Below are 19,996 nucleotides of genomic sequence, written 5' to 3'. Positions count from 1 at the left end.
ATGGGCAGCCGGGCGGGGCTGCCCATTTTTTATCTCGCCCGATCCTGCGCCTGATCCGCAATTAGACAAGATCGAACTTGGCTCTGCACAGTTCGACCAGCGTCTTCATCGGGTCCCAGTCCTGTAGTTCCGTCCGAAAGATCATACCGATCTCCGCCGTGTTTCGTTTCAGGGGCAAGGGGACGGGAACGATGCGCGGTGCGGCGACGGCATGTACCGACAGCGCCGGGAGCACGCAAAGACAGTCGCTTTGCTGCAGGAGCGTCAGCACGGAAAGTAGATTTTGGCAGACAAAGCGGATATTCGGCAAACCACCGAGGTGTTCTGCAATCGTATGCTGCGTGATCTCCCGATAGGCCGGCAGTTCCGAGTAGACTATCCAAGGATAGTCCAGAAGACCGGAAGCCCAAATTTCGCCACGTCCCCACTGCGCGGCGAACAAAGGATGATCCTCCCGGGCCATGACATGGTTCGATACCTCAGTCAGCTTGACGCGGGCGAACCGCTGGCTGGTTCCCCCATCGTTGAAGACCCCGCCGAAGGCGACGTCCAACCGGCCTTCGTGCAGATCCTGCAGCGTTTTGCCGTAGATGGGTGTGGTAAATTCGATCAGCAGATGGGGAAAGCGCTTCTGCAACTGGCTGAGCACGCCCGACAAGACGCCCGAGCGCCACACCGGACCGCCTCCTATCCGCATCACGCCCTTTTCGTCCATCGTCTCTGCACGCAGTTCGTGTTCGGCGATTTCCCAGTAGCGCTCGATGCGGCTGGAAACGGACAGGACGCGTTCGCCGAAAGGCGTCGCCTTCACTCCACGCGCATGCCGTTCGACCAGCCGTTGCCCGAAATAGCCCTCCAACTGCGCGAGAGAGCGGGAAAGCGCCGGCTGGGTGATGTTGAGCTTTTCGGAGGCACGCCGAAGGCTGCCTTCCTGAAGGATGGTGCGAAGGCGGAAGAGATGGGTGATCTGGTCGAGCATGACGGTATGCACCTGAATTATCGCTGCTGATGTTTTTTGCATTATCGATGCATCGGTTCAACTGGTATCACTTCCGCGAGGATGCCCGACAAGGAAAATCACGGGTGGGACGTAAGGAGGAGACAACCATGGGATCTGCCGAAAGGCCGTATCCGCCAGCGCTGGCGACACATCACTTCCTTGACGGGAGGTGATTGCAATGCTCCGATATGTCTCGAAGCGTGTCCTTTCCAGTCTGATCCTGCTGGTGCTGGTGACGACGCTCACATTCGCGATGGTGTTCGGCGGGGCAGACAACGTGGCCCAGAACATCCTGGGCGAGAACGCCACCGACGCACAGATCGCTGCGCTGGAAACCAAGCTGGGCATCGACCGGCCGCTGTATGTGCAGTATGCCGATTGGGTTGTGCATGCGGTCGAGGGTGATTTCGGCCAGTCCTGGACAATGGGAGAGAGTGTCTCCCGAATCGTTTCCGGCCGCCTCATCGTGACGTTGTCCATGGTCACCGTGGCAGTCTTCACGATCGGTATCGTCGCGTCGCTTCTTGGCATTACCGCCGCCGTAAAAGGCGGTTGGGCCGATCGGGCGATCCAGGTCCTGAGCGTCGTCGGCTTTTCTCTGCCGAATTTCTGGCTCGGCCTCATCCTCGTCGTGGTCTTCGCGCTTAACCTCCGCTGGTTTCCGGCCACGGGCTACGTGGACTTTTCGACCTCTCCGATAGGCTGGGCGGCCGCGCTTACGCTGCCCGTGGCGGCGCTGGTGCTCTCGGGCATCGCCTCGGCCTCGCAGCAGGTGCGCGGCGCCATGATCGACGCGTTGCGACAGGACTATGTCCGCACCCTTCGCGCCGGGGGCATCAAGCCGTCATCCGTGCTGTTCCGGCATGCACTGCGCAATGCGATGCCGGCGGCGCTCACTGTCCTCTCCGTCCAGTTCATCGCCCTTCTGGGCGGGGCCGCCATCATCGAGCGCGTCTTCGCCATTCCGGGGCTTGGATCGGTCACCGTGCAGGCGGCGCTTTCCGGAGACGTGCCGGTGCTCATGGGTGTCGTGGTGACGATGATCATTCTGGTCGTGCTCGTGAATATCCTCATCGACCTCGCCAATGCCTGGGTCAATCCGAAGGTGAGGCTCTGATGATGTCCGCTGTTCAACAAAAATCCTCACCGTCGCTCTCCGGACGTTCCGGCCTGTTGCGCTCGATACTGACCAATCCGCTCGGGCTTATAGCCGCGACCCTCCTGGGGGCTGTTGTCCTCATCGCTATCTTCGCGCCGCTGATCGCGCCGTTCGCGCCCGACGATCTGCAGATATTCAAGGTCAACGCAGCGCCCGGAGACGGCTATCTGCTGGGCGGTGACGGCTCGGGGCGCGACATCTTCAGCCGTCTCGTCTATGGCGCACGCAATACCCTGATCGGTGCGTTGATCACGGTCAGCGTGTCGTCCGTGGTGGGCGTGACATCCGGTCTTTTCGCCGGTTATTTCGGCGGCCGGCGCGAGATCGTGATGAGTTGGATCTCGGATGGTCTGATGTCCCTTCCGTCGCTTATCGTCCTGCTCGCCTTCTACCAGTCGCTCGGCTCCTCCATCGAGATTTCCATGCTGGTTTTCGGGGTGATGCTGGCGCCGGGCTTTTATCGGCTGACGCGCAATCTTGTTAACGGGGTCAAGCACGAACTCTACGTCGATGCGGCGCGCGTCTCGGGCCTCTCCGATCTGCGCATCATCGTTGGGCACATCCTGCTGGTCATCCGCGCGCCGGTGATCATCCAGATCTCCGTCGTCGCGGGCATCTCGATCGTCATCCAGTCGGGCCTGCAGTTTCTCGGTCTGGGCGATACGTCCATTCCGACCTGGGGCGGAATGCTGCAGGACGCGTTCGCCAACATGTTCGTGGTGCCGACAGCGATCTTCTGGCCGGGCCTGGCCATTTCCGTGACCGTGGCCTCGCTGGTACTGCTTGCCAACGCCATCCGCGACCGGCTGCAACAGGGTAACCGGCCGGTGGCTGTGCCAAACATGCCAGTACTCGCCGTGAAGCCGGCCACTGTGACCGAACCGGTTGCCGAGGGTGTGTTGCTCGAGGTGCGCGATCTGGTGGTCGGCTATCCTGAAAAATCCGGCTGGACCGAAGTCGTCAAGGGCGTTTCGCTGACGCTGCGACGTGGCGAGGTGCTTGGCCTGGTCGGGGAAAGCGGTTCGGGCAAGACGCAGACGGCCTTCGCCATGCTCGGCCTGCTGTCCACCGGGGGGCGCATTCTCTCCGGCTCCATCTGGTTCGACAGCCGCGACATCGCCAATCTACCCGAGGAAGACATGCGAAAACTGCGCGGCAGGCGTATCGCATACGTGCCGCAGGAGCCGATGAGCAATCTCGATCCGGCCTTCCGCATCGGCTATCAGCTGACCGAACCGATGGTGACCGTGCTGGGCATCTCCAAGGCCGAGGCCAGGGAACGTGCACTCACACTGCTTGCGCGCGTCGGCATGCCCAATCCCTTGCGCACCTTCAACGCCTATCCGCACCAGATATCGGGCGGCATGGCGCAACGTGTCCTCATCGCGCGGGCCATCTCCTGCAATCCGGATCTGCTGATCGCAGACGAACCAACCACGGCCCTCGACGTCACGGTGCAGGCGGAAGTTCTGAATCTGCTGCGCGATCTTCAGGCGGAGATGAACATGTCGGTGATCCTCGTCACCCACAATTTCGGAGTGGTGGCAGACATCTGCCACCGGGTGTCGGTCATGAAGGACGGCAGGGTCGTGGAAACCAACGATGTCACGGAACTCTTCGCTGCACCCCGGCACGACTACACCAAGATGTTGCTCGGCGCCGTTCTCGACGACGTGACGCCGCGTGTCTATCAGCCTCGTTCCGGCAAGGGAGTTGCGGCATGACCGATGGCGTCATCGTCGAATGCATCGACGTGAACACCCATTTTGGAGCTCTTCACGTTCTCAAGAACATCAACCTCACCGTGCGCGCCGGCGAAACGGTGGGGCTGGTCGGGGAAAGCGGATCGGGCAAGACAACGTTGGGCCGCGCCATTCTCGGTATCGGCCCGGTCAGTTCGGGGCGCATTCTGTTCGAGGGGCAGGATATCGCCGGCATTCCGCCTCGCGACCGAAAGGGGAATGCAGCCGCCATTCAGGCGGTGTTTCAGGATCCCTATACCTCGCTTAATCCATCGATGACCATCGAAGACATTCTGACCGAGCCGATCATAGCGCGTCGTCAGGCAGGCAGGGCGGAGGCCTCGGCCAAAGTGCGCGCCCTGCTTGACCAGGTGGCGCTGCCCAGCGACGCCGCCTTCCGCTATCCGCGGGAATTCTCCGGCGGCCAGCGCCAGCGGATTGCCATCGCGCGAGCCCTGGCGCTCGAGCCGCACCTTATCGTCTGTGACGAGCCGGTTTCGGCGCTCGACCTTTCGACGCAGGCGCGCGTCCTCGATCTCTTTGTCGAGATTCAGGAACGCACTGGCGTCGCCTATCTTTTCGTCAGCCACGACCTTGCGGTCGTTCGCCATATCTCCCATCGCGTTGCAGTGATGCGCGGCGGCGAGATCGTCGAATTCGGCGACTGTGATCAGGTCACCGCCAAGCCGCAACACAGCTACACCAGACGGCTCCTGTTGGCTGCCCCGGTTGCGGATCCGGTACGCCAAGCCGAGCGCCGCGCGGCGTTTCACGCATTGGCAGTAGGGGAGCGATAAATGCGCGCGATCATCGTGATGTTCGACAGCCTTAACCGGCGCATGCTACCACCTTACGGCGATACGCGAACCCACGCGCCTAATTTCGCCCGGCTGGCCGCCCACGCCGTGACCTTCGATCGCTGCTATGCCGGCTCCATGCCTTGCATGCCGGCACGGCGGGAATTGCACACAGGGCGTCATAACTTCCTGCATCGGTCCTGGGGGCCGCTGGAACCTTTCGATGATTCCATGCCTGAAATCCTGGCGAGGAATGGCGTCTATACTCACCTCGTGACCGATCACCAGCACTATTGGGAGGATGGCGGTGCCACATACCACACCCGGTATTCGAGCCACGAATTCTTCCGTGGCCAGGAGGGTGACCTGTGGAAAGGGGTGGTTGCCGGAAATGACCGGGGCCGGCTGACCGACATCTTCTACCGCATGAGAAATCAGGACGGGATCAACCGGACCTATCTGGCCGAGGAGGCCGCTCATCCTCAGACCAAAACCTTCGAGGCGGGATTGGAGTTCATCAGCGCCAATGCCGGCGCCGACAACTGGATGCTCCAGCTCGAAACCTTCGATCCGCACGAGCCCTTCTTCAGCTACGAGCAATATCATCGTCTCTATCCCGAAGGAGAATTCGGCGGCAGTCCCGCCGATTTCGATTGGCCGCCCTATGCACGGGTCACCGAGTCCAAAGCCACGGCAGATCACGCGCGCCGCCGCTACCTTGCCCTCCTTTCGATGTGCGACCGCAATCTGGGTCGCGTTCTCGACCTTATGGATGAGCACGATCTGTGGAAGGACACGATGCTCATCGTCTGCACCGATCACGGGTACATGCTGGGCGAGCGCGGCTGGTGGGGTAAATCCGTCATGCCGTGGTACGACGAGACCATCCACACTCCCTTCTTCATCTGGGATCCGCGGGCGGGTATTGGCGGCGAGCGCCGCAAGGCATTGGTCCAGACCATCGACATCGCGCCGACGCTGCTCGACTTCTTCGGCCTGCCGCCGACAAGGGACATGCTTGGCCGGCCTCTTCGCGAGACCATCGAAACCGACCGGCCGGTGCGTGAGGCAGGTCTATTCGGCAATTTCGGCGGGCATGTGAGCGTCACCGACGGGCGCTACGTCTATATGCGGGCCTGTGTCGATCCGGCCAACAAGCCGCTTGTGGAGCACACGCTGATGCCCACCCACATGCGATCGCGCTTCGAGCCGTCCGAGTTCATCGGCGCCGAATTGATGTCGGGCTTCACCTTCACCAAAGGTGCGCCAGTCATGCGTATGCCGGGATGGACGATCCGTGGCCCGGCCGATTTCGGCACGCTGCTCTACGATCTGGAAACCGATCCCGGCCAGACCACCCCACTGTGCAATCCGATTCTGGAATTACGCATGGCGGAGATCCTCGTTCGGCTCATGCGGGAGAACGAGGCGCCGCCCAGCCAGTTCGAACGCCTGGGCCTGCCGGCCGACGACATGGTGACGGAGGCCCACCTGCTTGTCGAACGGCAATGGCCGCAGATCGTGCAGGGTCAAAGGCAGGCACCGACGGTCGCGGATTTTGCGCCTGATGCCGTTATCGCAACCGTATCGGTAAACGCCCTCCTGGCTGGAGACAGCACGCGTCATGTGATCGCGGATGTTCTCCCGGCACTGCGGGGCGGAAAGGTGCCGCCGATCTTCGATGACAAGACGCTCGTCGAAATTGCCGGGATAGTGCCCCATCTCGACAAGGATCGCCTGGATGCGCTGGAAGCCGCATTCCAGACGATGACCCCCGCCTGAACATTCGAACTTTCAAGAATCTGCCATGCGCCCGAACATTATTTTCATCATGAGCGACGATCACGCCGCCCGCGCGATCTCGGCTTACGGTGCCGGCCTGAACCATACGCCGAACCTCGACCGTCTGGCCAAGGAAGGCATGCGCCACGACGCCACCTACGTGACCAATTCCATCTGCACGCCCAGCCGTGCCGCAATCCTCACCGGTACCTACAATCACGTCAACTGCGTCACCACGCTGCATACGGAAATCGACAACCGTCTGCCCAATGTCGCCAAGCATCTGCGCAAGGGCGGATATCGCACCGGCATGTTCGGAAAGTGGCATATGGGGGAGGGGCCTGCGCACAACCCGACCGGCTTCGACGATTGGGCCGTGGTGCCGGGGCAAGGGGATTACTGGGACCCGAAATTCATTTTTCCCGAGGGGAGGCGGCGCATACCGGGCTACGCCACCGACATCATCACCGATCTTAGCCTGAAGTTTATCGATGACTCCGGGGACCAGCCGTTTTTTCTCATGTGCCATCACAAGGCGCCGCATCGCAATTTCGAGCCCCACCCGAAATACAGCCATCTCTGGTCCGACGAAAACATTCCGCTGCCCGAGACTTTCAATGACGATTACTCCAATCGCGCCGCAGCTGCGGCCGCGGCAAAGATGCGCATTCGGTCGGACATGAATTACGAGGATCTGGGGCTGGTGACACCCTCGGGACCGGCCTCCAGCGTCGGTCCCCTCATGCTCGATTATGTTCCCTGGATGCGCAAGGTGCCGGAATTGCAGCCCGGCGAGACCATCACGGTCATCTGCTCGGAAACCGGCCGGAACCACACTTTCGACGATCCGCAAGCCTTTGCGGAGTTCAAATACCAACGCTACATGAAGCGTTATCTGCGCACGGTACAGTCCATCGACGAGAGTGTGGGACGTCTGCTCGACTATCTCGACGAGAAGGGCCTCGCGGAGAATACGATCGTCTTCTACACCTCCGACCAAGGTTTCTTTCTCGGGGAGCATGGATGGTTCGACAAACGGTTCATGTACGAGGAATCGCTGCAGATGCCTTTTCTCGTGCGTTATCCTGCGGCCATCAGGCCCGGCTCGACGAGCAAGGACATGGCCTGCAACGTCGATTTCGCGCCGACCTTCCTGGACTATGCCGGCCTTCCCATTCCCAGTTACATGCAGGGCCGTTCCATGCGGTCCGTGCTGGAAAGCCGAACCCCGGAAGGTTGGCAGAACCTCACATACCATCGCTACTGGATGCACAATGACGACATCCATGAGGCCTGGGCACATTATGGCGTACGCGACGAGCGCTACAAGCTGATCTATTGGTACAATGACGACCTCGGTCAACTCGGCGCGCGTCCCAACGGGGCGCCTCCCGAATGGGAACTCTTCGATTGCGAAAAGGACCCGCACGAGCTGAACAACGTTGCCGACGATCCCGCCTATGCACCGGTCTTCAGGGACATGCTGGCCAAGCTAGACGCTAAAATGGCCGAGATCGGCGACTTGCCCGAACATGACAGCGCCTCTGTGCTGGCAGGATTGTGAGCATGACGAAAATGGACGAAACCCGTAAATCCATCGATGAACTTGTCGATTCAATGACATTGGAGGAGCAGGTGTCGCTGCTCTCCGGCGAGGATTTCTGGTCTCTTCCGGCGATAGAACGACTGAATGTCGGCAAGTTGCGCGTCACCGACGGCCCCAATGGAGCGCGGGGTGGCGGCGGTCTGCTCGGCGGGGTCAAGTCGGCATGTTTCCCGGTCGGAATCGCTCTCGGCGCCACCTGGAATGCCGAACTGCTCGCGGAGATCGGCGAAGCCCTTGCCGCCGAGGCCAAATCCAAGGGCGCGCATATGCTGCTTGCGCCGACCGTCAATATTCAGCGCTCGGTCACCAACGGCCGTAACTTCGAATGTTATTCGGAAGACCCGGTCCTGACCGCCGAACTCGCTTGCGCCTATGTCAGGGGCCTGCAGAGCCGGGGTATCTCGGCGACCGTCAAGCATTTCGCCGGGAATGAATCGGAAATCGAGCGCGCAACGATGAGTTCGGTCATCGACGAGCGCACGTTGCGCGAGGTTTATCTCGTCCCCTTCGAACGGGCGGTGAGGAAGGCGGGAGCGATGGGCGTCATGACTGCGTATAACCGACTCAACGGGACTTATGCCTCGGAACATAGCTGGCTGATCAGCGACGTGCTGCGCGGGGAATGGGGCTTCGAAGGCCTCGTCATGTCGGATTGGTTCGGATCCCACTCAACCGCGGAAACGGTCAATGCCGGGCTCGACCTCGAAATGCCCGGGCCGGCACGGGATCGCGGCGCCCGACTGGTGGCGGCGGTCGAAGCCGGTGAGGTATCGCGAGAAACTGTCCGTGCCCGTGTCCGCGCCATCCTGGCGGTGATGGAACGCACCGGTGCGCGCCGGGATCGTCGCGCGCACCAGGAAAGCGCCAACGATCGGCCCGAACATCGCGCGCTGATCCGCCGTGCCGGCGCCGAGGGCATGGTGCTTCTCAAGAACAACGACATTCTGCCCCTTGGGAGCGGGCGGCGGATCGCGGTCATCGGCCCCAACGCCAGAACGGCGCAGATCATGGGAGGTGGTTCGTCCCAGCTCAATCCCCACTACCGCGTCAGCCCCTGGGAGGGCCTTGCGTTCGCATTAGGAGAAGACGCGCTGAGCTACGCCGCCGGCTGTGGCAACTCCCGTTTCGCGCCATTGTTGCAGAGCGCATTGCAGGTCGAGTATTTTGCCAACCGTACGCTTTCCGGCGAGGTGGTCCATGTCGAGACCATGGATGCAGCCGAAGCCTTCTGGCTGGGAGAAGTCGCCCAGGGGAAGGTCGCGGATGACAATTTCTCCGCGCGTCTTCAAGCGGAGTTCCTGCCGGAAAAGGCCGGCATCTATCGGATCGGCATTATCTCGGCTGGTCTCTCCCGGGTCTATGTCGACGGCGCAATCGTTGCTGATGCCTGGAACGGCTGGGCGAGAGGCCGGACCTTCTTCGAGGAAGGGTGCGACGAGGTCGTCGGCGAGATCGCCCTTGAAGCCGGAAAGCCGGTCGAGATCATCATCGAATTCGCTGCGAAGGATCACGCGGTTCTTCGCTTTGCTGCCTTTCGCCTGGGGATTGGCCTGCCTCTGGGGAATGACGCCATTGCCGAAGCTGCCGATGCCGCCGCCCGTGCGGATGTTGCGGTGGTGTTTGTCGGCCGCAACGGCGAATGGGACACCGAGGGCAGCGACCTGCCCGACATCGGATTGCCCGGCCGGCAAGATGAACTGGTCAGCGCCGTTGCCCGCGCCAACAAAAATACGGTCGTGGTGCTGCAGACCGGCGGTCCGGTGGAGATGCCGTGGAGCGGGGAGGTGGCCGGCATCATCCAGGCCTGGTATCCCGGGCAGGAAACCGGCAATGCCATTGCCGACGTGCTTCTGGGCAAGTCGGAACCTGGCGGGCGTCTCCCTCAGACCTTTCCGGCCCGGTGGTCGGACAATCCCGCCTATAGTCAGGACCCACGCGTTTATCCGGGCGCCGGAGGCGAGGTCGAATATCGTGAAGGCCTGTTTGTCGGCTATCGCCATTACGACCGACACGGCATCGTGCCGCTTTTTCCCTTCGGGTTCGGCCTGAGCTATACCGAATTCGCACTGGAGAATCTTCTCGTAGACGCCGCGCGCTTCGATGTCGATGGATCAGTCACCGTAAGCCTCGACGTGCGCAACACCGGCGCGCGCTCCGGCTCCACGGTGGTCCAGCTTTACGTTGCACCGGAGGGTTCATCCGTCGCTCGTCCGGAGAAGGAGCTCAAAGCCTTTGCCAAAGTAGGATTGGAGGCCGGCGAGACGCGCCGTTTGATCCTGAGGCTTGATGCTCGAGACTTTGCTTACTTCGATGTGAGAAACCAGACCTGGGTGGTGACGCCCGGCGCATACCGCCTGCGGGTCGGCACGGATTCTGCGACAATCGTGATTGAAGGCAGGGTCGAGCGTGCAAGCCGGATTGAAATGAAACCCTGAGAGTTGAAGCTTTTCGGCCCACATTCTGCGGGCTTTGGACCGCAGCGGGCAAAAAGCAATGCGGGTAAGCCCAAACGTTGACCGCACCTATCTGGTAACCTGCTATTGATTTTATTAGGATTCGAGCGGCTATGTTCGGGTTACGCGCCAAATCGAAGATTCATATCCAGCGGTCGAGGCGGATTAAAGGGTCAGACGTGGAAGGAAAGATCAGCCTGAAGAACGTGGCGCAGGATGCCGGGGTCTCGCTCAGCACGGCGTCCCATGTTCTGAACGGCACGGCACCGATTTCTGTGGAAGTCCGAAACCGGGTGCTCAGCTCCGCGCGGCGGCTGGGTTACCTTGAGAAGCGCAAGAGCCGGGCGACCATCGCGACGTTGCGTACCATCCTGCTCGCCGTCACAAGCGATGCAGCGCCTCATAGCGACATCAATCTGGTCAGCTGGACGATGCTGAGCGGCCTGCGCCAGGAATGCGAGCGCCGCAGCATTCGTCTTGTCCCCTTCGTCAGCGGCGGAAATCGCATAGATGCTGCGGAAGTGCGCCGCATGGCGCAATCGGAAAATGTCGATGGCATCGTGATCCTCAACGATGATCGGCCTGAACTCATACGTGCGCTTGCGGCGTCCCGCACGCCGCTCGTCGTCCTCAACGGCGAGGATCCCTCGATGCTGGTGGATACCGTCACCGGCGAAAACCGTTTCGGGGCGCGCCAAGGGATCGAGCATCTGCTTTCCCTCGGCCACCGGCGGATTCTGCACCTGACCTGGAAGGGCAGGACCACCATTCGCCGGCGTTATGACGGTTATGCGGACGCGCATCTGGCGGCTGGTCTTTCCGTCTCGCCCGAGCTGATCGTCGAAGCGGAGGGATACGAGCCTCACCAAGGCGAGCAGGCCATGCGCGGACTGATTGCCGGTGATCCGAGCCTCCGCGGTGCCACCGCGATTTTCTGCGCCGCCGACAATCTGGCTTTGGGCTGTCTTCGCGCGCTTTCGTCCTCGGGCTTCAGAATACCGGAGGACATTTCGATCCTGGGATTCGACGACATCATGCCCGGAGAATTCACTTCTCCTCCATTGTCGACGATCCAGCTGCCGAGCGACCGGCTTGGCGGGGCAGCAGTCGGGCTGCTGGAGCAGCGGCTGATCGCAAACGATCCGCTGCGACCGGCGCACCGGCTCGAACTGGGTTGCAAGCTGGTGCTGCGGGGCAGCATAGCGCCGCCCCGGGACTGAACTCATTTCATGCCCGTGCCGGCAATGCCGGTGGTGATGTATTTCTGCAGGAACAGGAAGACGAGCGTTACCGGCAGCAGGCTGAGGAAGGTCATCGCGAGGATGTAGTGCCATTGCACCGAAAACTCGCCCTGGAACGCGTTGAGCCCCACCTGAAGGGTGAAGTTGTCGCGACTGCTGAGCACGATGAGCGGCCAGAGAAAGTCGTTCCAGCGCCAGAGGACCGAAAAGATCGCCAGGACCGCCAGCGCCGGCGCGGTGAGCGGCAGGATGATCCGCCAGAAGATCCGGAACTCGCTTGCTGCATCGACGCGTGCCGCTTCGATCAGTTCGTCCGGAATGGTCAGCATGTATTGGCGAAGCAGAAAGACGCCCGTCGGCGAGGCGACCGTCGGAATGATGATGCCCCACAGGTTGTCGACCAAGCCGACGCCCACGACGACCAGATAGGCGGGCACCATGACGACCGTCAGCGGGATCATCAGTGTCGAGATGATCAGCACGAAAATCGCCTTCTCTCCGCGGAAGCGATATTTCGAGAGGGCGAATGCGGCCAGCGCATTGACGATCAGGGTCAGCAGAGTCGCCACGAAGGTGACGAAGACGGAGTTCTTGAGAAAGGTGAGGAAGTCGAACCGCGTCAGCGGATCGGAATAGTTTTCCGTAGCGACCGTCAGCCGTTGAACGGCCGACATATCCCGCACATCGACGCTGACCGGCGGGCCAGGCTGTTTCGGATCGACCATCTGGGCCTTGAGCCCGATGCGGCGGACCATCGCCATCTCCCTCTGCTGGCCGTCGATCGTGACCTTCCAGAGACTGAGCGGTGCCTCATAGCCCGGAACCGTCTGCTGCACGGCGGCGCGGGGTAAAAACGTCGGAGGAAAACGCGTGATTTCCGCGGCCGGTTTCAGCGACGAAAGCCCAGCCCATACGACGGGGATGAGTACGGCAAGCGTGCCGCCGATCAGCCAGACCCATGACAGGACATCGGTGATGTCGATGCGCCCCTGCCGGCGGGTCCTCGTCACGAAGGCGATGGGATTGAGACCTGCGGACATGATCAGGACTCCATCTTGCGGCCGAGCCGCAGTTGCACGAGTGTCAGAGCGAGCAGCACGAGCCCCATGAGGACGGACGCCGCGGATGCAAGGCCGAACAGGCGCAGGTCGCTGCCGAAAGCCATCTGGTAGATATACTGGACGATGAAGCTGTTCGCCGTGCCGGGGCCGCCGCCATTGGTCAGCACCCAGGCTTCGTCGAATATCTGGACCGAGCGGATCATCAAGAGGATGAGCACGACCATGAGGTTGGGCCCAAGCAGCGGCAGGGTAATGCGCAACAGCGTCCGCCTCGGCGACGCCGCGTCGATGGCGGCTGCCTCATAGAGGTCCCTGGGAATCGCCTGCAGGCCGGCAAGCAAGATCAGCGTATAGAAACCCATATGAAACCACACCGACACGACCACAACGAAGAAACGCGACCAGCCCACTTCGAGAAGAAAGATTTCCGGCGGCACGCCGAGCATCTGCAGAAGCGCGTTCAGCAGTCCGTTGCGATCCAGGAACCATTTCCAGATGAGGCCGATGACGACAGGCGACAGAAGCACCGGGTAGAAGAAAATTGCCCGAAAGAACCCGCGCGCGGCAATCGCTCTGTTCAGGATCAGCGCCGTGACCAGCGCGACCAGAAGGGTTGCCGTGACATTGAAGGCGACGAACCACAGCGTGTTCCAGATGGCGGTCCAGAAGAGGGATTCCCGGCAGCTGCCCGGCCGCAGGTAGTCCTCGCATTCCAGAAGCTGGCGGAAGTTGTCGAACCCGACGAAAGGCCGATCCGAGACGAAAAGCTCCGTGCCGCCGGTGAATGCGTAGCCGACCGCGATCGCGATCGGCAGGAAGGTGAAGATTCCGAAGAGAACGAGGTTGGGAGCGAGGAACAGATAGGGCATGCGCTTTCTGCCCATCAGGCGTTCGAGGCCGTTGATAGGCGCCTCAACGATCCCCATGACGAGATCGAGCGCACGCTCGCCGATTTGCGGAAGCCTAAGCGTGCTCATGGGCCACACTCCGCTGTTCGACGGCTCGCGGCAGCGCCAGGCCGGTCTCCGGATCGAATACGTGCATCCGGCCGGCGGCAGGCGTGATGAACAATCTTTCGCCGGTTCCAGGGGCGAAGTGGCCAGTCCGATGAATGATGATCTGTTCGGTCTGTCCTTCCAGCGTCCCGTAGACGTAGGTCTCGGTGCCAAGGCTTTCGTAATATTGGGCTATGAAAGGCAAGCCTTTGTCTGCAAGCGTGAAATGGGCAGGCCGGACGCCAGCCAAAACCGCTTGGCCCATTTTGGTGGACGCGGGATCTATTTCGGCGGTCAGCGGAGAACCGAAGCCCGCATCGATCGTCACGCCGGCCTCGCCGATTGCCGCCACCTTGCCCTTCAGCATGTTCATGCGCGGTGAGCCCAGGAACCCGGCGACGAAAAGGTTTCGTGGATTGTCGAAGAGCTCGAGAGGCGAGCCGACCTGTTCGATCCGCCCGCCGTTCAGGACGACGATCTGGTCCGCCATGGTCATCGCCTCGACCTGGTCATGCGTCACATAGATCATCGTCGTCTTGATCTCGCGATGCAGGCGGGTGATTTCCGCACGCGTCTGCACACGCAATGCGGCGTCGAGATTGGACAAGGGTTCGTCGAACAGGAAGATATCCGGATTGCGCACGATCGCCCGCCCGATCGCCACACGCTGGCGCTGCCCCCCTGAAAGCTGGCGCGGCTTGCGGTCGAGATAAGGTTCGATCGCCAGCATGCGAGCCGCTTCCATGATGCGCGCGTCTATTTCGGAGCGTTTGAACCTCAGGTTTTCGAGCCCGAAGGCCAGGTTCTTGCGCACGCTCATGTGCGGATAAAGCGCATAGGACTGGAAGACCATGGCGATCTTTCGCTCTGCCGGCGAAAGCTGGACGACGTCGCGCCCGCCAATCTCGATGCCGCCTGCGCTGATATCCTCAAGTCCGGCGATGATCCTCAGCAACGTGGATTTGCCGCAGCCCGACGGTCCGACGAAGACGACAAACTTTCCATCCTCGATCGCGAGATTGATGTCATGCAGGACGGTCAGCGCACCGAACGCCTTGCTCACATTTTCCAGTTTGAGATTTCCCATTCCCTGCTCCCCTCAGGTTCAGTTCATTTGGTGGACGACCGCCTTTTCGTTCCAGCTATCGGGTAGCGGGTCCGGTCTTTCCACATGCAGCTCCTCGATCGTAATCTCCTCTATGCCGGCGGTGAACAGTGCGGGCATGCCGCCCGGATAGTCGACAAGTCCGATGACGCGGCCATCGGCATCTTTTGTCCAGGCGTTTGCCCGGCCCGCCGCATCCGCGCTCGGTGCGATGTCCGCGTAGGTCGGCCTCAGGTCGTAGCGACGCCCGGTGCCAAGCATGCCGGGTCTCTGTTGAAGGGTAAGGCGCGACAGACGAACGCCGTGGATGCCTGCGGCGGATGTCGAAACGAGCACGATTGCACCTTCCATGCCACCGTGGATGTCCTCGATGACGAGATTCCGTACGGCGCTCGCCTGCCGTTGCGGCGTGCGGTCGACGACCGTCACGGTCAATGCCTCGCCGGAACCCCAGAAGCCGTCGGGCGTCTCGTTGCAATCGACTTCGATATTGGAAAAACGAACGTTCGCGATGCGGCCGCCGTCCCTGGAAAACAGCCCGAGACCGCGGTTGGAATCACGGATCCGGCAATTCTCGAAGACGATATCGGTGAAGTCGCCATGCGATTCCGTCCCGATTTTCAGTGCGCAACTGCGGCTCGACACCTGGCAGCGGCGAACCACGATGTTGTCGCAGTCTCCGACCGGACGACCGTCCGGTGCGGCACTGGTCTTCAGACAGATGCCGTCGTCAGCCGTGGAGATGCTGCAATCCTCGACCGTCGCCCGCCGGCAGGCATCGAGGACGATGCCGTCCGTGTTGGGCATGCGGCGATTGTTGGAAACGGTCACCCGGCTGACATAGACGTCCTCGCAATTGACGAGATGGAGCGTCCACATCGGCGAATCCACGATTTCCAGCCGCTCCAGCCGGACGCCCCGGCAGGATTCGAAGACGACCACCCGCGGTCGCAGGGCGGCCGGGACGAACGTGCCCATCGCCTGATCATCGCCGGCAATGAAGTGCGCACCTCCGGCCTCGATCCGTCCCGGCCCAGTCAAGGCAATATCCGTGGCACCGCTCGCCACGATCATGGCGCGATCGGATTTCTCGGCAATGACCGAAACCGTTGTATCGCGGTAAACCTCGTAATCGGTGGCGGGCCGCAGGATCGCACCTTTCGCCAGATGAAGCTCCACGCGCGATTTCAGCCGGAGGCCGCGCGTCCGGTGGACACCTTCGGCGAGTTCCACGCAGCCGCCGCCGCGTGCCGCTACCTCCTCGATCGCCACTTGAATCCGGTCGGTCTCGTCTTCGCCTGTCGGTTCGATGAGGAGAGAAGGATATTTGCTCATGCCCGATCCTCTGTTTCGAGCAGGACTTCCGTCAGCAGAAGCATGGTCAGAGCCTGGCCATAGGGGGTCGGCAGGTTGGGTATCCGACGGTAGAAATCGAGATCGTGCCCCATCGGCGTGCCGTCGGAAACGCCCCGGACGACACCTTCGTCATCGATCCGGGAGAGGACGGCCGCCAATGCGCGTTCGGCGTGGACCTTGTCGGAGGCGTCGAGGATGCCCGCATCGGCACCTCGCAGGATGCCATAGGCGATGCCCGCCGTCGCCGATGTCTCGAGCGGAGAAGTCGGATCGTCGAGGAGCGTATGGAACATGCCGTCCGGGCGTTGCAGCTTCCGCAGCGAACGGACCTGGCTTGCAAGGACGTTCGAAAGGAAGCGCTTGTCCGTCATGCCAAGGTCTGGGACGAGTTCGAAAAGCTCGGGAATGGCGACGGTGATCCAGGCATTGCCCCGCGCCCAGAAGGCCCGAGCGAAGTTATGCCGGCCGTTGAAGGTCCAGCCATGATACCAGAGGCCTGTCACCGGATCGGACAGGTAGCGGGTGTGCACCATGAACTGGTAGACGGCCTCATCGATCCAGTCTGGACGGCGGCAGACAACGCCGGCACGCGCGAGGAACAGCGCGGCCATGAAAAGCGTATCGTCCCAAAGCTCGCCATCGTTCAGCCGCTCCTTCACGACATGCTGGAACCCGCCGTCCTCGGTCTTGGGAAGCTTGTGGACGAGCCAGTCCGCCCAGTCTTCCACCAGCGCGCGGAAATCCGGTCTGTCGACATGCTCGATCAGGATCGCGAGTGGCAACATCGGTGCCGTGCTGTTGATCTGCCGCGACGGCAGGCCCCGCTCGATCTGCCGGGCATACCAGTCCACCAAGTCGTCGATTGCGCGACGATCGTCGGTGGCAAGCGCACGCCGCAGGAAACCATAGAGACCGACCCCGACCTCCCAGTCCCATTCGTCGAACTGGATGCCTATACCGGCTTCTGTTCCAGCCAGGCCTTCCTTGATTCCCTTGAGTCGGCTGAAGGCGACGGCGACCTGATCGATCGTGTCTTGCAGGACCGGTTTGTCGAGAGTCATCGCATACATCGGCGTGAATGTCCTTTACGCATAGAAGGGAAGATCGGCGTCGCCGGCTGTCGCGCTGTCGTAGATCAGCGTCGGTACCGGCTGGGTGTGAGTGAAGGAATGCGGTTTGCCGCCCACGGTAAACTCGCCGGAGTACTGCAGCGAAAGCGTTTCCCGGTTCGGCGGCGTGAGCGTCAGAACCTTCCGGTCGGTATCAAAAATTATGGCGCTTGAACGGACACGTTCGGTAAAAGCCCGGAAAGCCGCTTCGTCACCGGCGCCGACAATCGCCACCCATCCCGTCACCGATCCGTAGGACCGGATCTCACGCTGCGCGGTGGCCCCGTCCTCGGCGAGTTCAAGCCCGTTGGTGGCGTAGAGGGCGGCAAAACCGCGTGCCGAACGGGTCACGAGCCAATTCGCGTCCAGAATGATCTCTTCGAGGCCATCGTAGCCGAGATAGGCATGCGTCCAGGGCAGACGTGCATCCTTGGTGTCGGCAATCAGCATTGCCACATCGCGATACTGCATCACGCGCGGCAGGATGCCGTTGCCGGCCCAGTAGGAGGGGCGCTGGGTACCCCAGGGATCGTCTTCGCCGGGATGATTGATCCAGAGCCGCGCCATGGGGTGGCCCGCCAACCGAATGTCCAGGACATGCTGCTGGTGGCCTTTCTGCCCCGTCTTGTGGTCGACGACGGTCGAAAGCTGCGAGGCCTCGGTCTTGAACAGGACAAGCTTGGCGGTCTCGACCCCCTGCACGTAGCGTGCTTCGATGCTTCGCCCGGACGCCAGCTTGGCAAGCTCCGAAAGATCGGCCGGCGGTTCGTAGGAGCCGGCGCAGAACATCGGCAGCGATGCGACGCCGCCGTTCATCCACCCCCTGCCGAATGCCACCTGCGCAAAAGGCGCTAGTTCCGTCAGAGGGCCCGCCCGCAGTTCCTTGTCATAGGCACGGCCCTGCGAGCCGGCTGGGACCCCTGCCAGGGTATGGAGCGCGATCATCCGGAAGATGAGATCCAGCTGATGGCGCGCCCGGGCGGCGATCTCCGGGGGAGCCCAGCGCTCCAGCGCAAGCAGCCCGATGAAGTCCACGGGATAATAGGCTGCCGAATTCCACTCGGCCAGGCCATGCTCCTCGACACTGTCGAACCAGCGATGCAGGCGCTCCGTCGCAAGCCGTGCCTGCTCGCGTCCCGTTCTCCCAGAAGCGGAAAACAGTGTGTCCGGCATCAATTGGCCGGCGATGAGCTGGCTGGTGTGGAAGCACAGGACGTGGTTTTCGCTCCAGAACCACATCACGTCATTGCCTGGCTCGTCGACCCAATAGCGGTAACCGGCGACGGACCTGCGTATCCTTCCGACGGTCCCATCGGAGAGAAGGTGCCTATAGTCTCCGAAAAGCCAGAGCAGCGGCACCATGACGAAGTCCGAACAATCCTCGCGCCGATCGATGCTGTCGAGTGTGGTCCGGATAATGCGCTCCATCACTTGGTCATCGACATTGCCGCTCGCGGCCATCGCCAGGACGCGGCCAATGCGTTCAGCGCCGAAACGGGCGCTGAACGCCAAAGCTTCCTGCTTGCGCTCGGAAAGGCTGGAAGCGGCCTCGCGGAGAGAGAGGCTGCTCATGAACGCCGCATCGATCTGACGCACGGCGGTTCCTGTGCCCGAGCCGATCTTCAGCCTGATGGCATGATATCCATCCGGCAGGCCGACGATGTTCTCGGCTCGTAGTCTCGTTTCATTCGCATGCAGGACGAGGCTGGCCGTTGCCAGAACCGCCCTGTCATGCCCGTGGCTGCAAACCTCGATATGTACAGGGAGGTCGGTTCCGGGCGGCCCGTCGAAAACGATCTCCAGCGGCCGGTCCACAAAAACGTCCGCGGCGGGGCGGATAGCCCTTGCCAAAAGTTCCAGTCGCCGGACTTTCCCGTGGTCCAGTGCCGCCGGCAGGACGACCGGCAAGGGCTCCTGATCCGCGAGTTCAAGCTCGAAGAACCAGATGGTGTCGCGCTCGGCGAGATCTTCGCTGAAGAGAACAATGTCGTTGCTGCCCGACCTCAATGACAGGATAACTTCGGTCTCGCTCTCTACGTTACGACGGAAAGGCTCGAAGCGGACCTGCTCTTCGCCATTCACCCAGATCCGGACGCCTCCGCATGTCCTCAGACGCATCGCTAGCCGTCGCGGCACGCTGCTATAGAATGTCGTGCGCAGCCAGCGGCTCACATGGGTCGGCACGTGCCAGAAACCGGTAAACTCCACCCGGCGGTTGGAACCGGGAAGATTGAGGAACGACACGTTCCAATCCGCCGGCGGCAGGATCTCTCGCCCCACCATGTCCGCCCAGAACGCCTTCCTGCATGGGAGGTCGCCCACATCCACGAAGCCGTTGATAAAGCGGTAGTTCACGCGGTCTTCCGCTTTCGCGGCCGCACCGGGGAAGTATTCCGCCCGCAAATCCGAGACAAGCCAGGCAGTCACCGTTTCGCCAGGTGCGACCAAATAGGTGGGGTCGGTCGCGTCAGTGCCGATGGAAGCCGTACCAACCATGGCCACCTTTCCAATGTAATGAAAATATTTTCATGAAATCTGCCGAAGACTCCCATTTTTCGACGCCCGCTCGCTTTTATACATCAAACAGCTT

14 protein-coding genes are annotated in these 19,996 nt (G+C 61.6%); 7 read left to right on the top strand and 7 right to left on the bottom strand.

All coding sequences use genetic code 11. From position 1 onward, the window contains the following. Positions 1-61: 61 nt before the first annotated feature. Positions 62-991 (bottom strand): LysR family transcriptional regulator, encoded by a 930-nt coding sequence (locus DMO26_RS01405; protein ID WP_226951150.1) that lies wholly within the window; start codon positions 989-991, stop codon positions 62-64. 187 nt (positions 992-1,178) lie between these two features. Between DMO26_RS01405 and DMO26_RS01400 the strand changes: the two genes are divergently transcribed. The 7 genes from DMO26_RS01400 to DMO26_RS01370 all read left to right on the top strand — a co-directional run bounded on the left by DMO26_RS01400 (position 1,179) and on the right by DMO26_RS01370 (position 11,759). Continuing rightward, complete coding sequence (locus DMO26_RS01400) at positions 1,179-2,117, top strand: ABC transporter permease (protein WP_117190226.1); 939 nt, start codon at positions 1,179-1,181, stop codon at positions 2,115-2,117. Beyond that, positions 2,117-3,883 (top strand): dipeptide/oligopeptide/nickel ABC transporter permease/ATP-binding protein, encoded by a 1,767-nt coding sequence (locus tag DMO26_RS01395; protein ID WP_226951149.1) that lies wholly within the window; start codon positions 2,117-2,119, stop codon positions 3,881-3,883. The genes DMO26_RS01400 and DMO26_RS01395 overlap by 1 nt, the downstream gene beginning before the upstream one ends. Then, on the top strand, positions 3,880-4,698 hold the full coding sequence (locus DMO26_RS01390) for an ATP-binding cassette domain-containing protein (protein WP_117190225.1): 819 nt from the start codon (positions 3,880-3,882) through the stop codon (positions 4,696-4,698). Before DMO26_RS01395 ends, DMO26_RS01390 begins: the two co-directional genes overlap by 4 nt. Further along, positions 4,699-6,480: a sulfatase gene (locus DMO26_RS01385; RefSeq protein ID WP_117190224.1), complete on the top strand. Its 1,782-nt coding sequence runs from the start codon at positions 4,699-4,701 to the stop codon at positions 6,478-6,480. Positions 6,481-6,505: 25 nt separating this feature from the next. Continuing rightward, a complete protein-coding gene (locus tag DMO26_RS01380; protein ID WP_117190223.1) occupies positions 6,506-8,044 on the top strand; it encodes a sulfatase family protein in 1,539 nt (512 codons plus the stop codon). Positions 8,045-8,046: 2 nt separating this feature from the next. Beyond that, positions 8,047-10,521 (top strand): beta-glucosidase, encoded by a 2,475-nt coding sequence (locus DMO26_RS01375; protein ID WP_404947002.1) that lies wholly within the window; start codon positions 8,047-8,049, stop codon positions 10,519-10,521. 197 nt (positions 10,522-10,718) lie between these two features. After that, on the top strand, positions 10,719-11,759 hold the full coding sequence (locus tag DMO26_RS01370) for a LacI family DNA-binding transcriptional regulator (protein WP_226951148.1): 1,041 nt from the start codon (positions 10,719-10,721) through the stop codon (positions 11,757-11,759). 2 nt (positions 11,760-11,761) lie between these two features. Here DMO26_RS01370 and DMO26_RS01365 read toward each other — a convergent pair whose 3' ends face one another. From DMO26_RS01365 to DMO26_RS01340, 6 genes are read right to left on the bottom strand one after another with little or no spacing between them, the layout of a single operon-like run. Continuing rightward, the gene (locus DMO26_RS01365) at positions 11,762-12,820 is read right to left on the bottom strand and encodes a carbohydrate ABC transporter permease (RefSeq protein WP_117190221.1); all 1,059 of its coding nucleotides are present in this window, start codon (positions 12,818-12,820) and stop codon (positions 11,762-11,764) included. Between the two features lie 2 nt (positions 12,821-12,822). After that, on the bottom strand, positions 12,823-13,818 hold the full coding sequence (locus DMO26_RS01360; protein WP_117190220.1) for a carbohydrate ABC transporter permease: 996 nt from the start codon (positions 13,816-13,818) through the stop codon (positions 12,823-12,825). Next, a complete protein-coding gene (locus DMO26_RS01355) occupies positions 13,805-14,923 on the bottom strand; it encodes an ABC transporter ATP-binding protein (RefSeq protein ID WP_117190219.1) in 1,119 nt (372 codons plus the stop codon). The genes DMO26_RS01360 and DMO26_RS01355 overlap by 14 nt, the downstream gene beginning before the upstream one ends. Positions 14,924-14,941: 18 nt before the next feature. Further along, a complete protein-coding gene (gene pglB, locus DMO26_RS01350; protein ID WP_117190218.1) occupies positions 14,942-16,276 on the bottom strand; it encodes a polygalacturonase PglB in 1,335 nt (444 codons plus the stop codon). Then, positions 16,273-17,367, bottom strand: coding sequence for a beta-galactosidase BglB (gene bglB / locus DMO26_RS01345; protein ID WP_117190217.1), 1,095 nt, complete (start codon positions 17,365-17,367; stop codon positions 16,273-16,275). The genes pglB and bglB overlap by 4 nt, the downstream gene beginning before the upstream one ends. 15 nt (positions 17,368-17,382) lie before the next feature. After that, complete coding sequence (locus DMO26_RS01340; RefSeq protein WP_117190216.1) at positions 17,383-19,902, bottom strand: hypothetical protein; 2,520 nt, start codon at positions 19,900-19,902, stop codon at positions 17,383-17,385. Between the last annotated feature and the right edge of the window lie 94 nt (positions 19,903-19,996).

The organism is Rhizobium terrae, assembly GCF_003425685.1.
In the GTDB taxonomy this organism is placed as follows: Bacteria; Pseudomonadota; Alphaproteobacteria; order Rhizobiales; family Rhizobiaceae; genus Neorhizobium; species Neorhizobium terrae.
Note: the sequence above shows the minus strand (reverse complement) of the source record. Positions and strands in the feature narration are given on the sequence as shown.